Source organism: Pseudescherichia sp. (genome assembly GCF_032052675.1).
GTDB lineage: Bacteria > Pseudomonadota > Gammaproteobacteria > Enterobacterales > Enterobacteriaceae > Pseudescherichia.
The window spans coordinates 63,867-80,863 of the sequence record NZ_DAMBWA010000002.1; the positions used below are offsets into that span (position 1 = coordinate 63,867).

At 53.7% G+C, this 16,997-nt stretch carries 17 protein-coding genes; 4 read left to right on the plus strand and 13 right to left on the minus strand.

Annotation, left to right across the window (positions count from 1 at the left end; genetic code table 11):
• Positions 1-2 precede the first annotated feature (2 nt).
• The 3 genes from tus to rstA all read right to left on the minus strand — a co-directional run bounded on the left by tus (position 3) and on the right by rstA (position 3,072).
• Positions 3-932 carry a DNA replication terminus site-binding protein gene (gene tus, locus RTX96_RS02850; RefSeq protein ID WP_312670068.1) on the minus strand — a complete coding sequence of 310 codons (930 nt, stop codon included), beginning with the start codon at positions 930-932 and terminating at the stop codon, positions 3-5.
• A gap of 109 nt (positions 933-1,041) precedes the next feature.
• Complete coding sequence (rstB, locus tag RTX96_RS02855) at positions 1,042-2,352, minus strand: two-component system sensor histidine kinase RstB (RefSeq protein WP_312670070.1); 1,311 nt, start codon at positions 2,350-2,352, stop codon at positions 1,042-1,044.
• A gap of 3 nt (positions 2,353-2,355) precedes the next feature.
• Entirely contained in the window at positions 2,356-3,072 is a 717-nt protein-coding gene (gene rstA / locus RTX96_RS02860; RefSeq protein WP_312670072.1) for a two-component system response regulator RstA, read from the minus strand.
• A 126-nt stretch (positions 3,073-3,198) separates the two neighbouring features.
• On the opposite strand from rstA, the gene RTX96_RS02865 reads away from it, so the two are divergent.
• Positions 3,199-3,534, plus strand: coding sequence for a GlpM family protein (locus RTX96_RS02865; protein WP_312267962.1), 336 nt, complete (start codon positions 3,199-3,201; stop codon positions 3,532-3,534).
• Here the strand turns inward: RTX96_RS02865 and folM are convergent.
• From folM to ydgH, 3 genes are all read right to left on the minus strand, one after another.
• A complete protein-coding gene (gene folM, locus RTX96_RS02870; protein WP_103820933.1) occupies positions 3,531-4,253 on the minus strand; it encodes a dihydromonapterin reductase in 723 nt (240 codons plus the stop codon). The genes RTX96_RS02865 and folM overlap by 4 nt on opposite strands.
• A gap of 33 nt (positions 4,254-4,286) precedes the next feature.
• Complete coding sequence (locus RTX96_RS02875) at positions 4,287-5,672, minus strand: amino acid permease (RefSeq protein ID WP_312670075.1); 1,386 nt, start codon at positions 5,670-5,672, stop codon at positions 4,287-4,289.
• A gap of 176 nt (positions 5,673-5,848) precedes the next feature.
• Entirely contained in the window at positions 5,849-6,793 is a 945-nt protein-coding gene (ydgH, locus tag RTX96_RS02880; RefSeq protein WP_103820936.1) for a DUF1471 family protein YdgH, read from the minus strand.
• 489 nt (positions 6,794-7,282) lie between these two features.
• On the opposite strand from ydgH, the gene pntA reads away from it, so the two are divergent.
• Together pntA and pntB are read left to right on the plus strand one after the other, a co-directional pair.
• Entirely contained in the window at positions 7,283-8,812 is a 1,530-nt protein-coding gene (gene pntA, locus RTX96_RS02885) for a Re/Si-specific NAD(P)(+) transhydrogenase subunit alpha (protein WP_312670076.1), read from the plus strand.
• A gap of 10 nt (positions 8,813-8,822) precedes the next feature.
• Positions 8,823-10,211: a Re/Si-specific NAD(P)(+) transhydrogenase subunit beta gene (pntB, locus tag RTX96_RS02890; protein ID WP_312670078.1), complete on the plus strand. Its 1,389-nt coding sequence runs from the start codon at positions 8,823-8,825 to the stop codon at positions 10,209-10,211.
• 57 nt (positions 10,212-10,268) lie between these two features.
• On the opposite strand, the gene uspE is transcribed toward pntB, so the two are convergent.
• The 6 genes from uspE to ogt all read right to left on the minus strand — a co-directional run bounded on the left by uspE (position 10,269) and on the right by ogt (position 15,330).
• The gene (gene uspE, locus RTX96_RS02895; protein ID WP_042393661.1) at positions 10,269-11,219 is read right to left on the minus strand and encodes a universal stress protein UspE; all 951 of its coding nucleotides are present in this window, start codon (positions 11,217-11,219) and stop codon (positions 10,269-10,271) included.
• Positions 11,220-11,663: 444 nt separating this feature from the next.
• Positions 11,664-12,104, minus strand: coding sequence for a Shiga toxin A subunit (locus RTX96_RS02905; protein WP_312670079.1), 441 nt, complete (start codon positions 12,102-12,104; stop codon positions 11,664-11,666).
• 4 nt (positions 12,105-12,108) lie between these two features.
• Positions 12,109-12,474 carry a tlde1 domain-containing protein gene (locus tag RTX96_RS02910; protein WP_312267956.1) on the minus strand — a complete coding sequence of 122 codons (366 nt, stop codon included), beginning with the start codon at positions 12,472-12,474 and terminating at the stop codon, positions 12,109-12,111.
• The gene (tssD, locus tag RTX96_RS02915) at positions 12,474-12,965 is read right to left on the minus strand and encodes a type VI secretion system tube protein TssD (RefSeq protein WP_312670080.1); all 492 of its coding nucleotides are present in this window, start codon (positions 12,963-12,965) and stop codon (positions 12,474-12,476) included. The genes RTX96_RS02910 and tssD overlap by 1 nt, the downstream gene beginning before the upstream one ends.
• Before the next feature lie 905 nt (positions 12,966-13,870).
• Positions 13,871-14,623 (minus strand): fumarate/nitrate reduction transcriptional regulator Fnr, encoded by a 753-nt coding sequence (gene fnr / locus RTX96_RS02920; RefSeq protein ID WP_131406021.1) that lies wholly within the window; start codon positions 14,621-14,623, stop codon positions 13,871-13,873.
• Positions 14,624-14,814: 191 nt separating this feature from the next.
• Positions 14,815-15,330 carry a methylated-DNA--[protein]-cysteine S-methyltransferase gene (gene ogt, locus RTX96_RS02925; protein WP_312670081.1) on the minus strand — a complete coding sequence of 172 codons (516 nt, stop codon included), beginning with the start codon at positions 15,328-15,330 and terminating at the stop codon, positions 14,815-14,817.
• Between the two features lie 411 nt (positions 15,331-15,741).
• Between ogt and smrA the strand changes: the two genes are divergently transcribed.
• Entirely contained in the window at positions 15,742-16,305 is a 564-nt protein-coding gene (gene smrA / locus RTX96_RS02930; protein ID WP_312670082.1) for a DNA endonuclease SmrA, read from the plus strand.
• Positions 16,306-16,473: 168 nt separating this feature from the next.
• On the opposite strand, the gene RTX96_RS02935 is transcribed toward smrA, so the two are convergent.
• The gene (locus RTX96_RS02935) at positions 16,474-16,986 is read right to left on the minus strand and encodes a ferritin-like domain-containing protein (RefSeq protein WP_103820944.1); all 513 of its coding nucleotides are present in this window, start codon (positions 16,984-16,986) and stop codon (positions 16,474-16,476) included.
• Positions 16,987-16,997 lie beyond the last annotated feature (11 nt).

The following is a 16,997-nucleotide window of genomic DNA, read 5'->3' on the forward strand; positions in this document are numbered from 1 at the left end:
TGTTAGTTTGCAACGTAGAGGTGCAGCCGGGGAATGATTAACGTCAGCGGCTGTGCCTCAGGTTTATAGCGGTGCTGGATATTATCCGCATCGTAGTTTAGCAGTTCACCGATATCAGGCACCCGGCCACCGTTCTCCTCGGCGATCAACGCGATGATGGGCGTCGGGCAGGCATGCTGCACCTGCTTTTGCGAACCGGCGTACCAGACGCGGGCAATGGGCTGCACCTTCACCGGCCGCTTGATCTTAAGCCGGGCCTTCTGCGGCAGCGCGGCGATGTCGTTGTACTCCTGCTCCAGCCGCGCCTGCCATTGTTCTCGCGTCCAGCCACCTACCGCCCGCGGCGCTTTTAAGCTCTTCTCCAGCTGGGCCAGTACCTCATCGCGGGTAAAATTTTTGATGATATGCTTGTTCGCCCAGCCAAAGCGCAGCGTCGCGGGATCGCGCAGAACGGTCAGCGTTCGGTAGGCATTCAGGGTGATCAGGCCCGGTAGATGATGATGCACCCACTCAAACCGTGCCGCAGAGGGCAGCCCGGACTCAACGGTAACGATGTGTTCAAAGGCCGTTTTCAGGCTATTGATCAGCCCAATACGCTCCTCCAGACGCTCGCGCGTCGCCAGCGTAGTCTGGTAGCAGATCACCCCCGGCAGGCGTACTGCCGCTTTGCTGCTCCGGTTCTCGGACTGCTGCTGAATAAAGAGATGCGAGAAGTGGTGCAGGGCGCGCTCGGCGGCACGTTTGCCCACGTGCTGGGTAACCTGAATGGTGGTCAGCGGCTCATGTTCGGCCTCTTTGGTGACCTCCGGTAGCTCAAATACGCGCCCGGCCAAAAGCCGACATTCGCTAAGTTCGCTCTTTAGCTCCGCCAGCTCGCGCTCGATCTGGCGGAAGGTGCTGTTTAAACGCTCAATCAGGTCATAGCTAGCCATAGGCAACCCCATTAGTTACAACATACTAAAAGAGTAGCACATCCCACAGGGTTAGGCCACCGTGCCGACAGGTCTTGCAGGCCGGATAAGGCGCAGCCGCCATCCGGCGTTATGGCACGACTATGTCGGGTGGTACAGAAACCAGGTGATACACCGGCCAGCTAAAGGTAAAACGTGCGCCACCTAATTCACCGGCATCACAAACCACCTCTCCGCCCATCGCCTGAGCGATAGAGCGTACAATCGCTAATCCCAGGCCGCAGCCGCCGGTGGCGCGATCCCGGCTCGGGTCGAGGCGGACAAAAGGCTCAAAGATGCGTTCCCGTGCTTCTGGCTCAATGCCTGGGCCATCATCCTCTACGGTCAGGCTGGCCCGCGCGCCGTCATGTCGGAGAGCAATCCGCACGGTGCTGTTGCTATAGCGCAGGGCGTTATTCACCAGGTTATCAAGCACGCGCTCCATCAGCCGCATATCCAGCGCGCCGTAGTTCGCCTCGGCGTTAGTCACCAGCTTCAGCGTGCGGGCAGGATTGATACTGTTCACATCATCGACATAGCCCGCTACCCACCGGGGCAGATCCGGCTCGGAGAGTTGCAGCTCGTTTTGCGGACGGTCGAGGCGGGCGTAGGTGAGCAGCTCCTCGATCAGCGCCTCAAGCTGGCCGATATCGCGATTTAGCGCCAGCCGCTCGGCTTCCGTCAGGTTATCACTCATCTCCAGCCGATAGCGCAGGCGTACCAGCGGGGTGCGCAGTTCGTGAGCAATCCCGTCAATGAGCTGCTTCTTGCTGGCAATGAGGGCGTTAATATTATCCGCCATCTGGTTGAAGGCGACGCCGAGGCGCTCAAAGCTCGACCCGCTGGCAAAATGGATACGTTCATTAAGGTGCCCGCTACCAAATCGCTGGGCGGCGGACTCCAGCCGCAGCATCTCCTGCCAGTGAGGGCGCATCCAGATAAAGACCGGGAAGGCGAGGGAGATAGCAATAAAGACCATCAGAAGGATGTCAAAAAGGCGCATCTCATGCAGATAGAAGAGATAGGGGATCGGCCCTACCGCCAGCACGTAGTGGCTGCGGGGGATTCGCTGGATAAACGTATACTCTTCGTCGAGCGCGACAATATCCCCCTCGCGCAGCCGCTGGGTAGTGGCTGCGCTGAGGTGAAACTTATTCAGCGGCTCGATACGCATATCAAAGGAGAGATTGAGGTCCATCTCCTTCAGGGTCTTGCTCCACTCATGGGGCGGGATCTCCCGCAGCTCGCTGCGCATCAGGTAGAGGGAGCTTTTCATCAAGTCGTCCAGGGACTGCCTGCCTGCCCGTTCCGCGGTGAATTTGTACACCAGCCCGACCAGCATGGTCATCACCAGAAAACAGACAAACAGCAGCAGGTAAAACTGTACGAAAAGCTTCTTCATTCGTTAGTTATCCCACGCGTGCGGGGCAAACAGGTAGCCCTTGTTACGCACGGTTTTAATTCGATAGGGCTCGGTGGCGCTATCCAGCAGCTTTTTGCGCAGGCGCGAGATGGCGACGTCAACGCTGCGGTCCAGGCCGTCGTAGCTTACTCCACGCAGGTTTTTCAGCAGCGCATCGCGATCCATGATCTGCCCGGCGTGGGTGGCCAGCTCCCAGAGCAGGTCAAAATCGGCGGTTGAGAGAGCGACCGGCTCGTTGGCAAGCAGTACCTGACGATTAACAGGATCGATAGATAAGGTGCCAAAACGCAGCGCATTGTGCGGCGTGAGCGATGCGGTGGCAGCGGGGCGGGCAGCCACGGTGCTCTGGCGCAGATGGAGCCGCAGGCGGGCCAGCAACACGGCGGGCGGCGTGGTTTTCAGAATGTAGTCGCTGGCGCCCATCTCAAGAGAGAGAATATGGTTCATATCGCTATCGAGGGAGGTCAGCAGCACAATGGGACCTAGCCACTGGCCACGAAGATCGCGGCACAGGGTCATGCCATCCTTGCCGGGGAGCATGATATCGAGCAGCACAAGCTCTGGGTTTTCACGCAGAATGGTCTCTTCAGCGCGATCGCCACGCGTCTCCAGTACCACGTCGATGTCGTGCTTGCCAAGATAGGCAGCAATCAGCGCACCCACTTCCGGGTCGTCTTCCACATAAACGATCTTGTTCATAGGTCATCATAAGGGGCAAAAGCGCCAACATACACCGCCTTGCCGGAAGCTTCCATTAATCTTTCATAAACGGCAGCGCTTCCGTTATGCTGGTAGCTTAATCTTAGGAAGAGTCAGGAATAAATCATGGGGTTAGTGGTTAAAGCGGCGATTGGTGCACTGGTGGTTTTGCTGATTGGCGTGTTGGCAAAAACGAAAAATTACTACATTGCCGGGCTGATCCCGCTGTTTCCTACCTTTGCGCTGATAGCACACTACATTGTTGCTTCCGAGCGCGGCGTCGAGGCGTTGCGCACCACCATCGTGTTTGGCATGTGGGCAATTATTCCCTACTTTTTATACCTGTTGTCGCTATGGTATTTCACCGCCTCTATGCGGTTGCCGCTGGCGCTGGGGGCAGCGGTACTCTGTTGGAGCCTCAGCGCCTGGCTACTCATCTACTGCTGGAGCCGCTTTCACTAGCGCAGCGGGCGTCCCCCGTCGAGGGCAAAGCTGCGACCGGTCACGAAGCGGCTGGTTAAGAGGTAGTCGATCAGATCGATCACCTCTTTCTCTCCAGGGGCGATTTTCATTAGCGACTTATTTAGCGCCTTCTGCCGGTACTCGGCGTCATCCCCCTCGTTGAACAGGATCAGCGACGGGGCGATAGAGTTCACTTTCACCTCCGGGGCCAGCTTGCGTGCAAACGAGCGGGTCATATTATCCAGCGCCGCCTTACTGGCCGCATAGGCGATATGCTTATCGCTGCCGCGCTCAACCACATAATCGGTGAAGTGGATGATGTCCCCACCGGCGTGACCGTGGCCGCGCAGCAGGCTTTCCAGAGCGTGATTCAGCAGATAGGGAGCATGAACGTGGATCTGCATCATTTCGCAGAGTACCTGAGTAACCGGTGTTCCCGGTTTTTCCGGCACCCAGGCCCCGGCATTGTGAATAATGCCCCGCAGCCCGTGGGTAAGAGATTTCACCTTTTCGGCAAAGGCGAGGATACCCTCATCATGACAGAAGTCAGCCTGAATGCAGACTGCGCCCGCCTCCTGTAAAACATCAATTGCTGGATAGGGGGTGCGGTAGCTAACAATAACCGGCTGCTGCTGGTTGAGAAAATGGTGGGCAATGGCAAGGCCAATACGGCGGCCGCCGCCAGTAATAAGAATCGGGCAGGGGTCGTTTTTTCCCATCATAATCTCCTTGGTTTATAGCGTAGGGCAGCGTTACTGCCCCATCAATATCCAGGTCGCCGGAAGCGCAGCAATGAGCAGTAGCCCCATCAGCACCTTTTCGTGACGTTGTAACAAATCGCGCTGCGGATGCGTACGCCGTGCATAGAGAAAGACCAGCAGTCCAGGTGCATAGAGCACGACTGACAGCAGCAGATGCATGGGACCGGAGGCATAAAGTAACCATAGGCCATAGATGCAGGCACCGATACCCGTCGCCTGATGCAGCGGACGCTGGGCCACTTTTAACAGATAAGCACCCACAAGAAAATAAGGTACCAGAATCATCTCGGATGCGATGGTTAAAAGTGTATTGTAATCAGAACCTGTGAGCCAGATCAGAATCAAGCATATCTGCACGCTGGCGTTAGTCAGCCACAGCGAGGCCGACGGCGCGTTATTCTCATTCTGACGAGCAAAGATACGCGGGAAGGCCTTATATTTAGCCGCCAGCAAAGGCACCTCTGCTGCCATAATGGTCCAGCTCAGGTAGGCCCCGCAGACGGAAACGATCAGCCCGGCGGCAATGATCACCTCACCCCAGGATCCCATCATGTCGACCATTAACCCGGCCATAGAGGGGTTACGCATCTCCGCCAGCTGCGGGCGGGGCACCACCCCCAGCGACAGCAGGGTGACCAGCAGATAGACCGTCAGAGCGGCGATCACCGCCATCAGCGTCGCCCGGCCTACATCCTGCTTATTGCGCGCCCTGGCGGATACCACCACCGCGCCCTCGACGCCGATGAAGACCCACAGGGTAATGAGCATGGTGTTCTTCACCTGCTCCCATACCGGCACGCCAAGCTCTACTCCGGTAAAATCGAGGCTGAACCTGTCGGCGTTGAACGCCAGCCCGGCCAGCACCACAAACAGGCCCAGCGGCACCAGCTTCGCCAGCGTAGCCGCGAGGTTGATGCTCGCCGCGGTTTGCACACCGCGCAGCACCAGCCAGTGGACAATCCACAGCAGGCAGGATGCGCCCACGATGGATTGCCAGGTATTGCCATCGCCGAACAGGCGCAGCGCGGGCGTATCGGTAAAGAAGCTCAGCGCCGAAAAGACAATCACCAGATAGGAGACGTTGGCAATGACCGCGCAGAGCCAGTAGCCCCAGGCGGAGCAGAAGCCAATAAGCTCGCCGAAACCTTCCCGGGCATAGGTGAATATACCGCCGTCAAGATCGGGGCGCAGGCGAGTGAGCAGCAGCATGGCGAAGGCCAGCAGCAGAATGCCTACTCCGGTAATGGCCCAGCCGATCATGAGCGCAGCGGGACTGGCGACGGCCGCCATATTTTGCGGCAGGCTGAATACGCCCGCGCCCAGCATTGAACTTAAAACAAGCGCTGTCAGCGCGCTCAGGCCAAGTTTCTTTTCCATTGGCATCCTGTTAAAAAAACGACAAATCCAGAATAATTATTTCGCCGGAGCGCATAAATAGCGTGGATCATACTAAGGCGCGGGATTTTACGTAGTGAAAGATGCGCATGCAATAATGTATGGCGGAAATTTGCAGAAATGCGAGAAAAAGGCGGCCTCAGCCGCCTTTTGGAGAATTATCTGTAGAGGTCGGCACTGATGGTAATATTGTTACCACGCTCCTGCCACTGGCGCGTAATGTGATAATACTTCGCGCCTTTCTTCGCGGCGCGTTTCGCCACCTGGTAAGAGATCTCGGTCATGTTACCGTAGTTACCGGTGAACTGAACGTTATCGAACGGCACCATCTGCGCTGCCGTAATTTTATTCACTTCTTCGATTTTTGTGCCGTCCGGCAGGGTGACGGTGTAACGTCCACCTTTAGAGGATTGCGTTTCAAAGAAGCGGCCAACTTCTGCACTTGGTGCAGCGCTGGTGGCTACGCCTGGGATCTCAACTTTCTTCGCCTCTTCACCGCCTTTCGCCAGTGCGGCGCGGCCCGCTTCAGAGTCAGCCGGAATAGCGTCCGGGCTCTGCAGAACGCGTTTCTTCGCGTCAGCTTTGTAGATATAGGCGGTGATACGCTGGTTACCACCGTCGTTGGCGTCTACCTGGCGCACAATATAGAACGAGGCCGCACCTTTAGCTTTCGCTGCTTTGGTGATTGCGCTGTTCACTTCCGGCTGGCTGCGGTAGAAACCCTGGACAGTGACGGTATCGAACGGCTCAAGTTGGATAGCTTCGTCTTTAGGCAGCTCAGTCACGCCGTTAATCACCCGGTTTTGCGAGACCTCTGCTTTGGCTGCGTCTTTCTTATAGAGGTCTGCCGTCACGCGCCAGTTGCCGCTGTTGCCTAAATCAGAGGTATCCACGACGAAGAAGGCGTCTGCGCCTGCTTTATCGGCTCGGTTGGAGACGGCGGTGACAGCGTCACTAATAGCGTTAAAGCGGCCGGTGACGACGATGCGATCGTATGGTTTCACCGCTTCCGCTTGCTCCGGCGTCAACTCGGTGGCGGCATGAGCCGACAGGGCCGTTGCCGACAGCAGTGCGGTTGCCAGGAGGGTGTTCTTAAGCTTCATAAAAATAGTCCTTCGCCTTGCGCAAACCAGATACTGGTATTAGAGATGTCTTGAAAACGTGGATGATTATTGCATTTTAATCTTGCAACTGTCTGCGAGATTTTTCACCGCCAGTGCTACCGAGAGGGTGGGCAGACATAACGAAAAGAGATATGTTGAAAAAACAGACGCTTGACCAGTAAAAGTGATTAAGCATATGACTTTTTTAAGTTAATACCTTGTTAAAATAGCGATCTTATGCGGCGATAAATCGTGTTTTGCCGTCTCGTATAAGCGGAATATGGGGCCGTCGCTATTATTTAAAGTCAAATTGGGCTGTTTATACCCATGTTGGCTCAACTTTCCCTAATAAAACCTTAATTACTCAATTGTTGCGGTAGATCACAAGCGTTATTTTCAGTAGGTTATAGAAAGTTTGTTACGGTTTTATTTTTGATATCTGTGAAGAAACTGACAAACCCTCATTCAAAACCGATGGAAGGGAAAACTATGCGTATTGGTATACCAAAAGAGCGGTTGGCCAATGAAACCCGCGTGGCGGCGACACCGAAAACGGTAGAGCAGCTGCTTAAACTGGGTTTCACCGTCGCGGTCGAAAGCGGCGCAGGCAAGCTGGCAAGCTTCGATGACTCTGCTTTTACCGAGGCAGGTGCAGAGGTTGTCGATGGCAATGCGATCTGGCAATCAGAGATCATCCTCAAGGTGAACGCGCCTGGCGATGATGAAATTGAACGTCTTAATCCGGGCACCACGCTGGTGAGCTTTATCTGGCCCGCGCAGAACCCACAGCTGCTTGAGAAGCTAGCCGCGCGTAACGTGACGGTAATGGCGATGGACTCGGTGCCGCGTATCTCCCGCGCCCAGTCCCTCGACGCGCTCAGCTCAATGGCCAATATTGCGGGCTACCGCGCCATTGTAGAGGCCGCTCATGAATTTGGCCGCTTCTTTACCGGGCAGATCACCGCCGCAGGGAAAGTGCCGCCCGCCAAAGTGATGGTCATTGGCGCAGGCGTTGCTGGCCTTGCCGCCATCGGCGCGGCCAACAGCTTAGGTGCCATCGTACGCGCCTTTGATACCCGCCCGGAAGTAAAAGAGCAGGTCCAGAGCATGGGCGCAGAGTTCCTTGAGCTGGATTTCAAAGAGGAAGCGGGCAGCGGCGACGGCTACGCCAAGGTGATGTCTGAGGCCTTTATCAAAGCCGAGATGGCGCTGTTTGCCGCCCAGGCGAAAGAGGTGGACATCATTGTGACCACCGCGCTGATCCCAGGTAAACCGGCACCAACGCTGATCACGCGTGAGATGGTTGATACCATGAAGCCGGGCAGCGTGATTGTCGATCTGGCAGCGCAAAACGGCGGCAACTGCGAATATACTGTGCCTAACGAGATCTTCACCACCGCCAACGGCGTCAAGGTGATCGGCTATACCGATCTGCCGGGCCGCCTGCCGACCCAGTCCTCCCAGCTCTATGGTACTAACCTGGTTAACCTGCTGAAGCTGCTGTGCAAAGAGAAAGATGGCAACGTCACCATCGATTTTGACGACGTGGTGGTGCGCGGCGTGACGGTGATCCGCGACGGCGAAACCACCTGGCCCGCACCGCCTATTCAGGTTTCAGCCCAGCCGCAGGCGGCCGCGAAAGCCGCACCGGTTCTGGAGGAGCCAAAAGCGTCGGCCTCGCCGTGGCGCAAATACGCCCTGATGGCGCTGGCTATTATTCTCTTCGGCTGGCTGGCGGACGTCGCACCGAAGGAGTTCCTCGGCCACTTTACCGTATTCGCCCTGGCCTGCGTGGTGGGTTATTACTTGGTGTGGAATGTCTCCCACGCCCTGCATACCCCGCTGATGTCGGTGACTAACGCCATCTCAGGCATTATTGTCGTTGGTGCGCTGCTACAGATTGGTCATGGCGGCTGGATAAGCTTCCTGAGCTTTATTGCCGTACTGATCGCCAGTATCAATATTTTCGGTGGTTTCACCGTCACTCAGCGCATGCTGAAAATGTTCCGGAAGAACTAAGGGGTAGCACATGTCTGGAGGATTAGTTACAGCTGCATACATTGTTGCCGCGATCCTGTTTATTTTCAGCCTGGCCGGGCTGTCAAAGCATGAAACCTCTCAGCAGGGGAACCGCTTTGGTATCGCCGGGATGGCGATTGCGCTGATCGCCACCATCTTTGGGCCGGATACCGGTAATGTTGCCTGGATCATCGTAGCGATGATTATTGGTGGCGCGATTGGTATTCATCTGGCGAAGAAAGTTGAGATGACCGAGATGCCGGAGCTGGTGGCGATCCTGCACAGCTTCGTGGGTCTGGCCGCCGTACTGGTGGGCTTTAACAGCTACCTGTACCACGAGCCGGGCCTGGAGCCGATCCTGGTGAATATCCACCTGACGGAGGTGTTCCTCGGCATCTTTATCGGGGCGGTGACCTTCACCGGCTCCATTGTGGCGTTCGGCAAACTGCGCGGCAAAATCTCCTCTAAGCCGCTGATGCTGCCAAACCGTCACAAGATGAACCTTGCGGCGCTGGTGGTCTCCTTCCTGCTGCTGCTGGTGTTTGTCCGCACCGAAAGCGTGGGTCTGCAGGTGCTGGCGCTGCTGGTGATGACCATTATCGCGCTGGCGTTCGGCTGGCACCTGGTGGCGTCAATCGGCGGGGCGGATATGCCGGTCGTGGTCTCGATGCTCAACTCCTACTCCGGTTGGGCGGCGGCGGCGGCGGGCTTTATGCTCAGCAACGACCTGCTGATCGTCACCGGTGCGCTGGTAGGCTCGTCCGGTGCGATCCTCTCCTACATCATGTGTAAGGCGATGAACCGGTCATTTATCAGCGTAATCGCCGGCGGCTTCGGTACCGATGGCTCCTCAACCGGTGAGGACGACGAGGTGGGCGAGCACCGTGAAATCAGCGCGGAGGAGACCGCCGAACTGCTGAAGAATTCACACTCGGTCATCATTACCCCAGGCTACGGCATGGCGGTAGCTCAGGCGCAGTATCCAGTGGCGGAGATCACGGAGAAACTGCGTGCCCGCGGCATCAAGGTGCGCTTCGGTATTCACCCGGTTGCCGGACGTCTGCCGGGCCACATGAACGTGCTGCTGGCGGAGGCGAAGGTGCCGTATGACATCGTGCTGGAGATGGATGAGATCAACGATGATTTCTCCGATACCGATACGGTGTTGGTCATTGGCGCGAACGACACCGTCAACCCGGCGGCGCTGAACGATCCGCGTAGCCCGATTGCCGGGATGCCGGTTCTGGAAGTGTGGAAGGCGCAGAACGTCATTGTGTTTAAACGCTCGATGAACACCGGCTACGCTGGCGTGCAGAACCCGCTGTTCTTTAAAGAGAACACCCAGATGCTGTTTGGCGATGCCAGGCAGAGCGTGGATGCGATTCTGAAAGCGTTATAAGACGCGCATAAAATAAAAAAACCGCCGTAATGGCGGTTTTTTTATTACTTCAACGACTCAATCGTCTTCGTCGTCATCGATTTCAACCGGCGATCGGTAGTCATCCGGTTTGATGACCAGCAGGTCGCAGCGCAGGTGGTCGATAACCTGCTCGGCGGTGTTGCCTAAAAACGCGGCGGAGAGGCCGGTACGTCCGACCGTTCCCAGCACAACTACCCCTGCCTGCAGATGCTCTGTCAGATCCGGGATCACCTCTTCCGGCAATCCTTTTTCAACGTGGGTCAACTTCTCTGAAATACCAAACTTCTGGCGCAGGGCCTTCATCGCCAGCAGATGCTGACCACGGATAGCGTCGTTGTAGACGGTAGGATCAAACTCTGGCAGTTCAATGGCAATGTTAATCGGGGTGACAGGGTAAGCACCGATCAGATGCACTTCCGTATGGTTCACCTGCTCGGCCAACTGGATGGTTTCCCGGACCAGTTTCTCGTTCAGCGCATTATGGTAGGGCTCTTCACTGGCCAAATTAACCGCCACCAGCGCCTTACCGCCCTCAGGCCACGGCTGGTCTTTCACCATCCACACCGGGCAGGGGCACTTACGCAGCAGATGCCAGTCTGTGGGCGTAAAGATCACCGACTCCAGCTTGTCGTGCTGGTGGGCCATCTTCAGCACCAGGTCATGATGCCCGGTTAACACTTCCTGAATGATGGCTTCGAAAGGGCGGTTATGCCAGATCACCTTGATATCAATGGGCACCCCGGCATCGATGTAATATTTTGCCTGCTCGCGGATCCAGGCGGTCCGCTGGCTAATGACGCCCTGACGCATGGCGGTCCGCTCGTCGGGCGACAGAAGGGTGGTCATCTCATATGAGAAGTCATAGATTGGCAGAAAAGCTTTGATGCGGCCGCCAATTTTCTGATGCAAATACACAGCGCGCCGTAGCGCTGGCTGGTCATCCTGATTGGGATCGATGGCAACCAGCATATTTTGATACATGGCCATACAGGGTCTCCTTACATCTGTCACCGCAGTCTGTAATTAAAAGAGTAACCTATATGTGGAGAATGAAACAGAGGCTAACCTTTGCCAGATCAACAAATCGGACTATTTTGTTGCTAATAAGCGTATGACACTAGAATCAAACGACTTTTCTCAGTACGTGCTTCCCTATGGGGCGTCCTGGGGGCAAAGCTATTGGCAAACGGCTATTCAATATGTCGATCTGATGATGGTTCATGTCGCCTGACCACTTAGAATAGACTTCGTAGACCATGCGCGCATCTTCGTGCGCCATCTGGCTGACGCTGGCTCAGACTGGTCAGATTATGCAGCAAATGGAAATGATGCGACAGACTATCATGCAGCAGTACAACAGCTGCAGCAACTAATGATTCAGTTGGTCAATGGTGGGGCAAAAATGGAGCTGGGGGTCTAGCCCCCACAGCATCAGAACTCACGGGATAATGTTAAATAGCCGTTATAGCGCACAGAACATTCATCAGCGTTGATGAGGCCAGAGGCTATAAATATATCCTTTTTGCCGTCTTTGTTCTGATAAGTATACTTTGCAGTGACATTTTTTACTCCATTATCGTAGTAAGAAGAAAGGTACTGAGATTCAGATAACTCAAGCCCATCCTTGCGTGCAATATCAGCTTTATGATCCACTGCGGCCATTTGCGCAGCGAAAATACGGGACACGGGCGAGATATTCAAAACCTCAACTGAGGTCATATCTTTGATAATTGATGAAGGCGCAATATTCATTGACCCTGTGATATCCTGGAATAACCCCGTTTCGATCGAGGCTCCAACATTTGCACAATCTGTATCGCTTGCGTGTGAGATCATGGGAAATAGTAGAATAATGAGTGTGATTTTATTCATGATATCATTTCACGATAAGAACATGATCATGACTAGTGCCAATTTTTATTCTGTAATTGAGATCGAGGATTATACATCCATTGGATGCATGCCCTGGCTTTGATATGCTATCACCATGAATAAGAAAACCATCGCGCCCACACATGTTGTTAGAGGACGAAGGCGTTAATCGCATCGTGTATTTTTTTGCGTGCGGATGAAAAAAAGGGGCCCCGATGTGGTATGTGCCTCGTGGGAGTGGTCCTTTACCCATAACACACTCTTTTGATGGATCGTTGTAATAACCTTCAGCGCCAGCATATCTAGCTGAAAATACATAAGTTCCATTGTGATAGAATTGTGCGGTTTTTACGTCATATTCCCATGTCATTATGCTTCACCCCTTTCTTGCCATGTGTCACTGTGAATAATATTCCCGTCAATATAATGCCACGTTATTTTTTCGTAGCTTAGGGATACGTACTCCTGATGAGTTTGCTTTTCGAATTGGGGATCTTTGATGTCTAACATGAATGATTCAATATCAGTGACTCTGGCATTTTCGAGTGTAGTCCTGAAATATTCCTCTTCCTGTCCGTTGTGGTTTATCCGATAGTGGCGAAATTGTGCGCTTTTAAAATTTCTACCTGATGTAATTCCTTTATACAGGTAAGGGGAGGTGCAATCGATCTCCTTTCTGAATGCCAGTTCACCATGAAAGCGAGTGCCAGTTATTTTTCCGGTCAAATCATCTATAGGGAGTTCAACAGTATGCATCAATTCTAAAGTTTCTATACTACCTTCCCGATCTTTAACATCAACCGGCCCCTTCACTGAGTTTCCAGCATCGTCGGTGAGCCAAAGATATACTGGTATTGCCATTTACATATCCTCGTTAATAAATTGATAAGTAGTGTGGCGCTGATAAAGCCTGGATTACACAGAAAATTGGTTACAATTCATGTATATATGCATATATCAAATTTAATTTTAGAAAGTATTCACTATTAATATATGACGCATGAACTTCAAAAGGCACTGCTACAGGTTCAAAATCCAAATAATAGTCTCATGCCAATTTAACCCGCCATGTGCGGGTTTTTACGCTGCCTGAATCTGCTATCCGTCAGCTGCTGCGCGTGACCGCCGCCCCGAAATCCTGCGCTGGTAGTGCCAGGCATATACTGACTGGGTAAAAACTCAGATGTGATGCGGTTGTGGCGTGCCTGCCGACGATCAGCATCATATTATCGGTCACGATTTCGAAGACTGATATGAAAGCGGGGGATTTCCATGTCATACCTATATGCCGGATTTGCCATCAGGATCTGCATGATAATGTTACAACCTGGGAATAGAGGCACGGCAGTCAGCTCAAGCATGTTCTGCGGCTACAGCACCGGGCGCTGGGCCTGGGTGTGATCGTTATGGGGCGGTCGTGATGAGAAATGCTATCGATGTGCTCGATGCAGTGAAAAGCCGTGCCGGGGTGGCACCTACAGCAATCGGGGCTTGCGTTGAGTCGGAAAGATGAGCGCCAGATACGGCTGGGAAGGTTAGGGGAATATGACCCGATCTTATGATGATTTTGCCCCTCTCTGGAGGGGTAATCATGGGGGCGGATTTGGGGGCGAATGATTACCCGCTATTTACCGCTATTGTCTTAAAGCACGATGTCGTATGTAACTGATATCTAAAAAAGTGTCTGAATTCAGAGGCTAACCTTTGCCAGATCAACAAATCGGACTATTTTGCTGTCTGGCAAGAGGTGATTTGCGGCGAGACCGTCAGGCGACGTTGCGCGCGTGGCCGGCAAGCTCGGCGAGAATATCGCCGTTTTCGATAGTAATATACTTACCTTTTACCGCCAGCATACCGCTCTTCTGGAAACGGCCGAGCAGACGGCTGATGGTCTCGACCGTGAGGCCCAGGTAGTTACCAATATCGCCGCGGGTCATAGTCAGACGGAACTCCCGGGGCGAGAAACCGCGCTGGGCAAACCGGCGAGAGAGATTATAGATAAAGGCCGCGAGGCGCTCTTCCGCATTCTTTTTCGACAGCAACAGGATCATGTCCTGGTCGCCTTTAATTTCACCACTCATCAGACGCATCATCTGCTGACGCAGATTGGGCATCTTGCCGGAGAGATCGTCCAGCGTCTCAAACGGTATTTCGCAAACCATTGAGGTTTCAAGCGCCTGAGCAAAGCTTGGATGATGACCGGTACCAATGGCGTCGAAGCCTACCAGGTCACCCGCCAGATGGAAACCGGTGATCTGCTCATCACCCTGTTCGGTAATGGTGTAGCTCTTAATGGTACCGGAGCGGATCGCATAGAGCGATTTCAGTTCGTCGCCCGCTTTAAACAGCGTTTGTCCTTTCTGAATCGGCTTTTTGCGCTCGATGATGTTATCAAGCTGGTCCAGCTCGTGCTCATTAAGGGTGAACGGGATACAAAGCTGGCTGATGCTGCAATCCTGGCAATGGATAGCACAACCGCCAGACTGAATGCGTCGTATAATTCGCTTTTCCGGGATCATAGGTATGCTCAGGCCGTAATTGATATTGGTCAATTTTAACATCTTTTTGCTGAGCACGTAAGCCTGGTTAAACGCCAAACAGCGTTTATTGGAACCTTTGAAAAATCAATAAGTTTAACTCATTGAAATTCCTTATGTTGATTAGGGGTTTATCGACTAATAGCGCTAAAAAAAGCACAAAACGCCCCCTTTTAGAGGAGGAGATACCCCTCGTGGCGCAGAAGCCACTCTTTACGCTGCACGCCTCCGGCGTAGCCGGTCAGGGTACCGTTACGGCCTATTACCCTATGGCAGGGAACCACAATACTAACGGGATTCGCGCCGTTCGCTGCCCCTACCGCTCGCGCTGCACCGGCTCTGCCCAGCATATCCGCCAGCTGGCCATAGTGGATAACCTGACCGCAGGGGATCTCGCGCAGCGCTTGCCATACCGCCCGCTGAAAAGGGGTGCCGGCCGTTTCCGTAGGAAGATGATCTATCACGCTAAGATTACCGGCAAAGTAGTCGTGTAGCTTGTCGCTTAGCCCGCCGGGATTGCTGGAGGCAACACGGCGGTAGCCTGGCTTGCGATAGTGAACGTTGAGCAGCAGCGCCATACGATCGGCGTGCTCATCCCACTCAACGGCACGGAGGCGATACTCTTCGTCGCAGATGACCCACAGAGGGCCAAGAGGGGTGTCAATTTTGTCTTCCAGCAGGGTGAGCATGGCGAGATCCTAAATTTGCAGGGTTGCAATATAGGATATTATCTTACAGATTTTGGCGTAAAAAAATAGAGCCTGTCGACATCCGCCAGACTCTACAGTACACACAGCAGTGCATCCCTACATTATTTTAACGCAACCACTCCTTGTGCGGGTTTATTTTAGTATAGACATCTTTAATACTATTTCCAGTAAAGATTGGTAATGACGTTATCAGCGGTTTAAGTTAAATCATTTTGTTTACTGTAATTGTGGTATTAGTTAAGTGGCAGTTAATGTACTTATAACCGGGTACATTCTGCTGGCATAGCGCCTTTTCAGCAACATGATAGAAATTAAACAACGGCGTTGAGACCTGCTCCCCAGGTGGCTATAGTAGCGCCTGAGCTGTCAAACGTTGCACGAGGAGTGACCATGAACCTTGACGACAAATCGCTATTTCTTGACGCCATGGAGGATGTCCAACCCCTGAAACGCTGTGCCGACGTCCACTGGCATCCCAGCCGTAACACGCGCACGCCGCCGCGTATCGATCTGTTACAGCAGGAAAATTTTCTGACAACCGATTTTCTTGAGGTGCTGCCGTTAGCGACGCCGCTGGCGTTCCGGCGCGAGGGGCTGCAATCCGGAGTTATTGATAAGCTGCGTCTTGGTAAGTACAGCCAGCAGGCGAGTCTCAATCTGCTCAAGCAGCCGGTGGAACAGTGCCGTCAGATGCTGTTTAGTTTCCTGCATCAGGCCCGGCAGGATAATCTGCGTAACCTGCTTATTATTCACGGCAAAGGACGTGAAGATAAATCGCACGCTAATATTGTGCGTAGTTATCTTTTCCGCTGGTTACCCGAGTTTGAAGAGGTACAGGCATTTTGTCAGGCGCTGCCACATCATGGTGGGAGCGGGGCGTGTTATATTGCACTGCGTAAATCTGCGCAGGCAAAACAGGATAATTGGGAGCGCCATGCTAAACGGAGTCGCTAGATAATAGGTGTAGTGGATTTTACATCTATTTGCTCGCGGCTAAATAGCCACCATTTAATTAATTACGCAGCGTTATTAGCATGGGTATATTATGTATTGACCTGCGCGGACAAAATTACTCTTGCAGGAGAACTGCCCGCTTCAGAGCGAAACGGGCAGGGGGGACAGTTAGCGTTTAGCTTCGGTATTTGGCTGGGCAGAGCGTGACAGGAACTGCTGAGTCACATCAGGCAGGTGGGTCTGACACCAGTCGGCCATCGCAATCTCCTGCTCGCGGATCTGTTTGAAAACAGCCGCGCCTTCGTGGTCACCGGCCATCTCGGCGGCGCTGATCAGTGAGGTGTAGCAGGCAATTTCGAAATGCTCGAAGACGTAGCCGCTGATTGCGCCTTTAACAACTTCATCAGGCGTCATCATACCGCCGATAGCCTGGCCCATCGCAGAGAGTTTACCCATCGCATCTTTCAGCGTAGAGGTCGAGATGTTATTGCGGGCAAGAACCTGATCGACCAGCTTCTGCTGCTGGCGGGTCTCTTCAATATGTTGCACGATACGCGCACGCAGATCCGGGTAGTGCTCAAGACGGCCTGCCATCTTCTCCAGCATGGATTCAGCCTGTTTCTCCATCGCATGAGCGTCGCGTAACCAGTCATGATAGTGTTCAGTATAGTTAGTCGCCATCGTTAATCACT

What these genes read in the sequence shown, in the direction of transcription:
- tus (WP_312670068.1), bottom strand. Translation starts at nt 932, where the DNA reads ATGGCTAGCTATGACCTGATTGAGCGTTTAAACAGCACCTTCCGCCAG.
- rstB (WP_312670070.1), bottom strand. Translation starts at nt 2,352, where the DNA reads ATGAAGAAGCTTTTCGTACAGTTTTACCTGCTGCTGTTTGTCTGTTTT.
- rstA (WP_312670072.1), bottom strand. Translation starts at nt 3,072, where the DNA reads ATGAACAAGATCGTTTATGTGGAAGACGACCCGGAAGTGGGTGCGCTG.
- RTX96_RS02865 (WP_312267962.1), top strand. Translation starts at nt 3,199, where the DNA reads ATGGGGTTAGTGGTTAAAGCGGCGATTGGTGCACTGGTGGTTTTGCTG.
- folM (WP_103820933.1), bottom strand. Translation starts at nt 4,253, where the DNA reads ATGGGAAAAAACGACCCCTGCCCGATTCTTATTACTGGCGGCGGCCGC.
- RTX96_RS02875 (WP_312670075.1), bottom strand. Translation starts at nt 5,672, where the DNA reads ATGGAAAAGAAACTTGGCCTGAGCGCGCTGACAGCGCTTGTTTTAAGT.
- ydgH (WP_103820936.1), bottom strand. Translation starts at nt 6,793, where the DNA reads ATGAAGCTTAAGAACACCCTCCTGGCAACCGCACTGCTGTCGGCAACG.
- pntA (WP_312670076.1), top strand. Translation starts at nt 7,283, where the DNA reads ATGCGTATTGGTATACCAAAAGAGCGGTTGGCCAATGAAACCCGCGTG.
- pntB (WP_312670078.1), top strand. Translation starts at nt 8,823, where the DNA reads ATGTCTGGAGGATTAGTTACAGCTGCATACATTGTTGCCGCGATCCTG.
- uspE (WP_042393661.1), bottom strand. Translation starts at nt 11,219, where the DNA reads ATGGCCATGTATCAAAATATGCTGGTTGCCATCGATCCCAATCAGGAT.
- RTX96_RS02905 (WP_312670079.1), bottom strand. Translation starts at nt 12,104, where the DNA reads ATGAATAAAATCACACTCATTATTCTACTATTTCCCATGATCTCACAC.
- RTX96_RS02910 (WP_312267956.1), bottom strand. Translation starts at nt 12,474, where the DNA reads ATGACATGGGAATATGACGTAAAAACCGCACAATTCTATCACAATGGA.
- tssD (WP_312670080.1), bottom strand. Translation starts at nt 12,965, where the DNA reads ATGGCAATACCAGTATATCTTTGGCTCACCGACGATGCTGGAAACTCA.
- fnr (WP_131406021.1), bottom strand. Translation starts at nt 14,623, where the DNA reads ATGATCCCGGAAAAGCGAATTATACGACGCATTCAGTCTGGCGGTTGT.
- ogt (WP_312670081.1), bottom strand. Translation starts at nt 15,330, where the DNA reads ATGCTCACCCTGCTGGAAGACAAAATTGACACCCCTCTTGGCCCTCTG.
- smrA (WP_312670082.1), top strand. Translation starts at nt 15,742, where the DNA reads ATGAACCTTGACGACAAATCGCTATTTCTTGACGCCATGGAGGATGTC.
- RTX96_RS02935 (WP_103820944.1), bottom strand. Translation starts at nt 16,986, where the DNA reads ATGGCGACTAACTATACTGAACACTATCATGACTGGTTACGCGACGCT.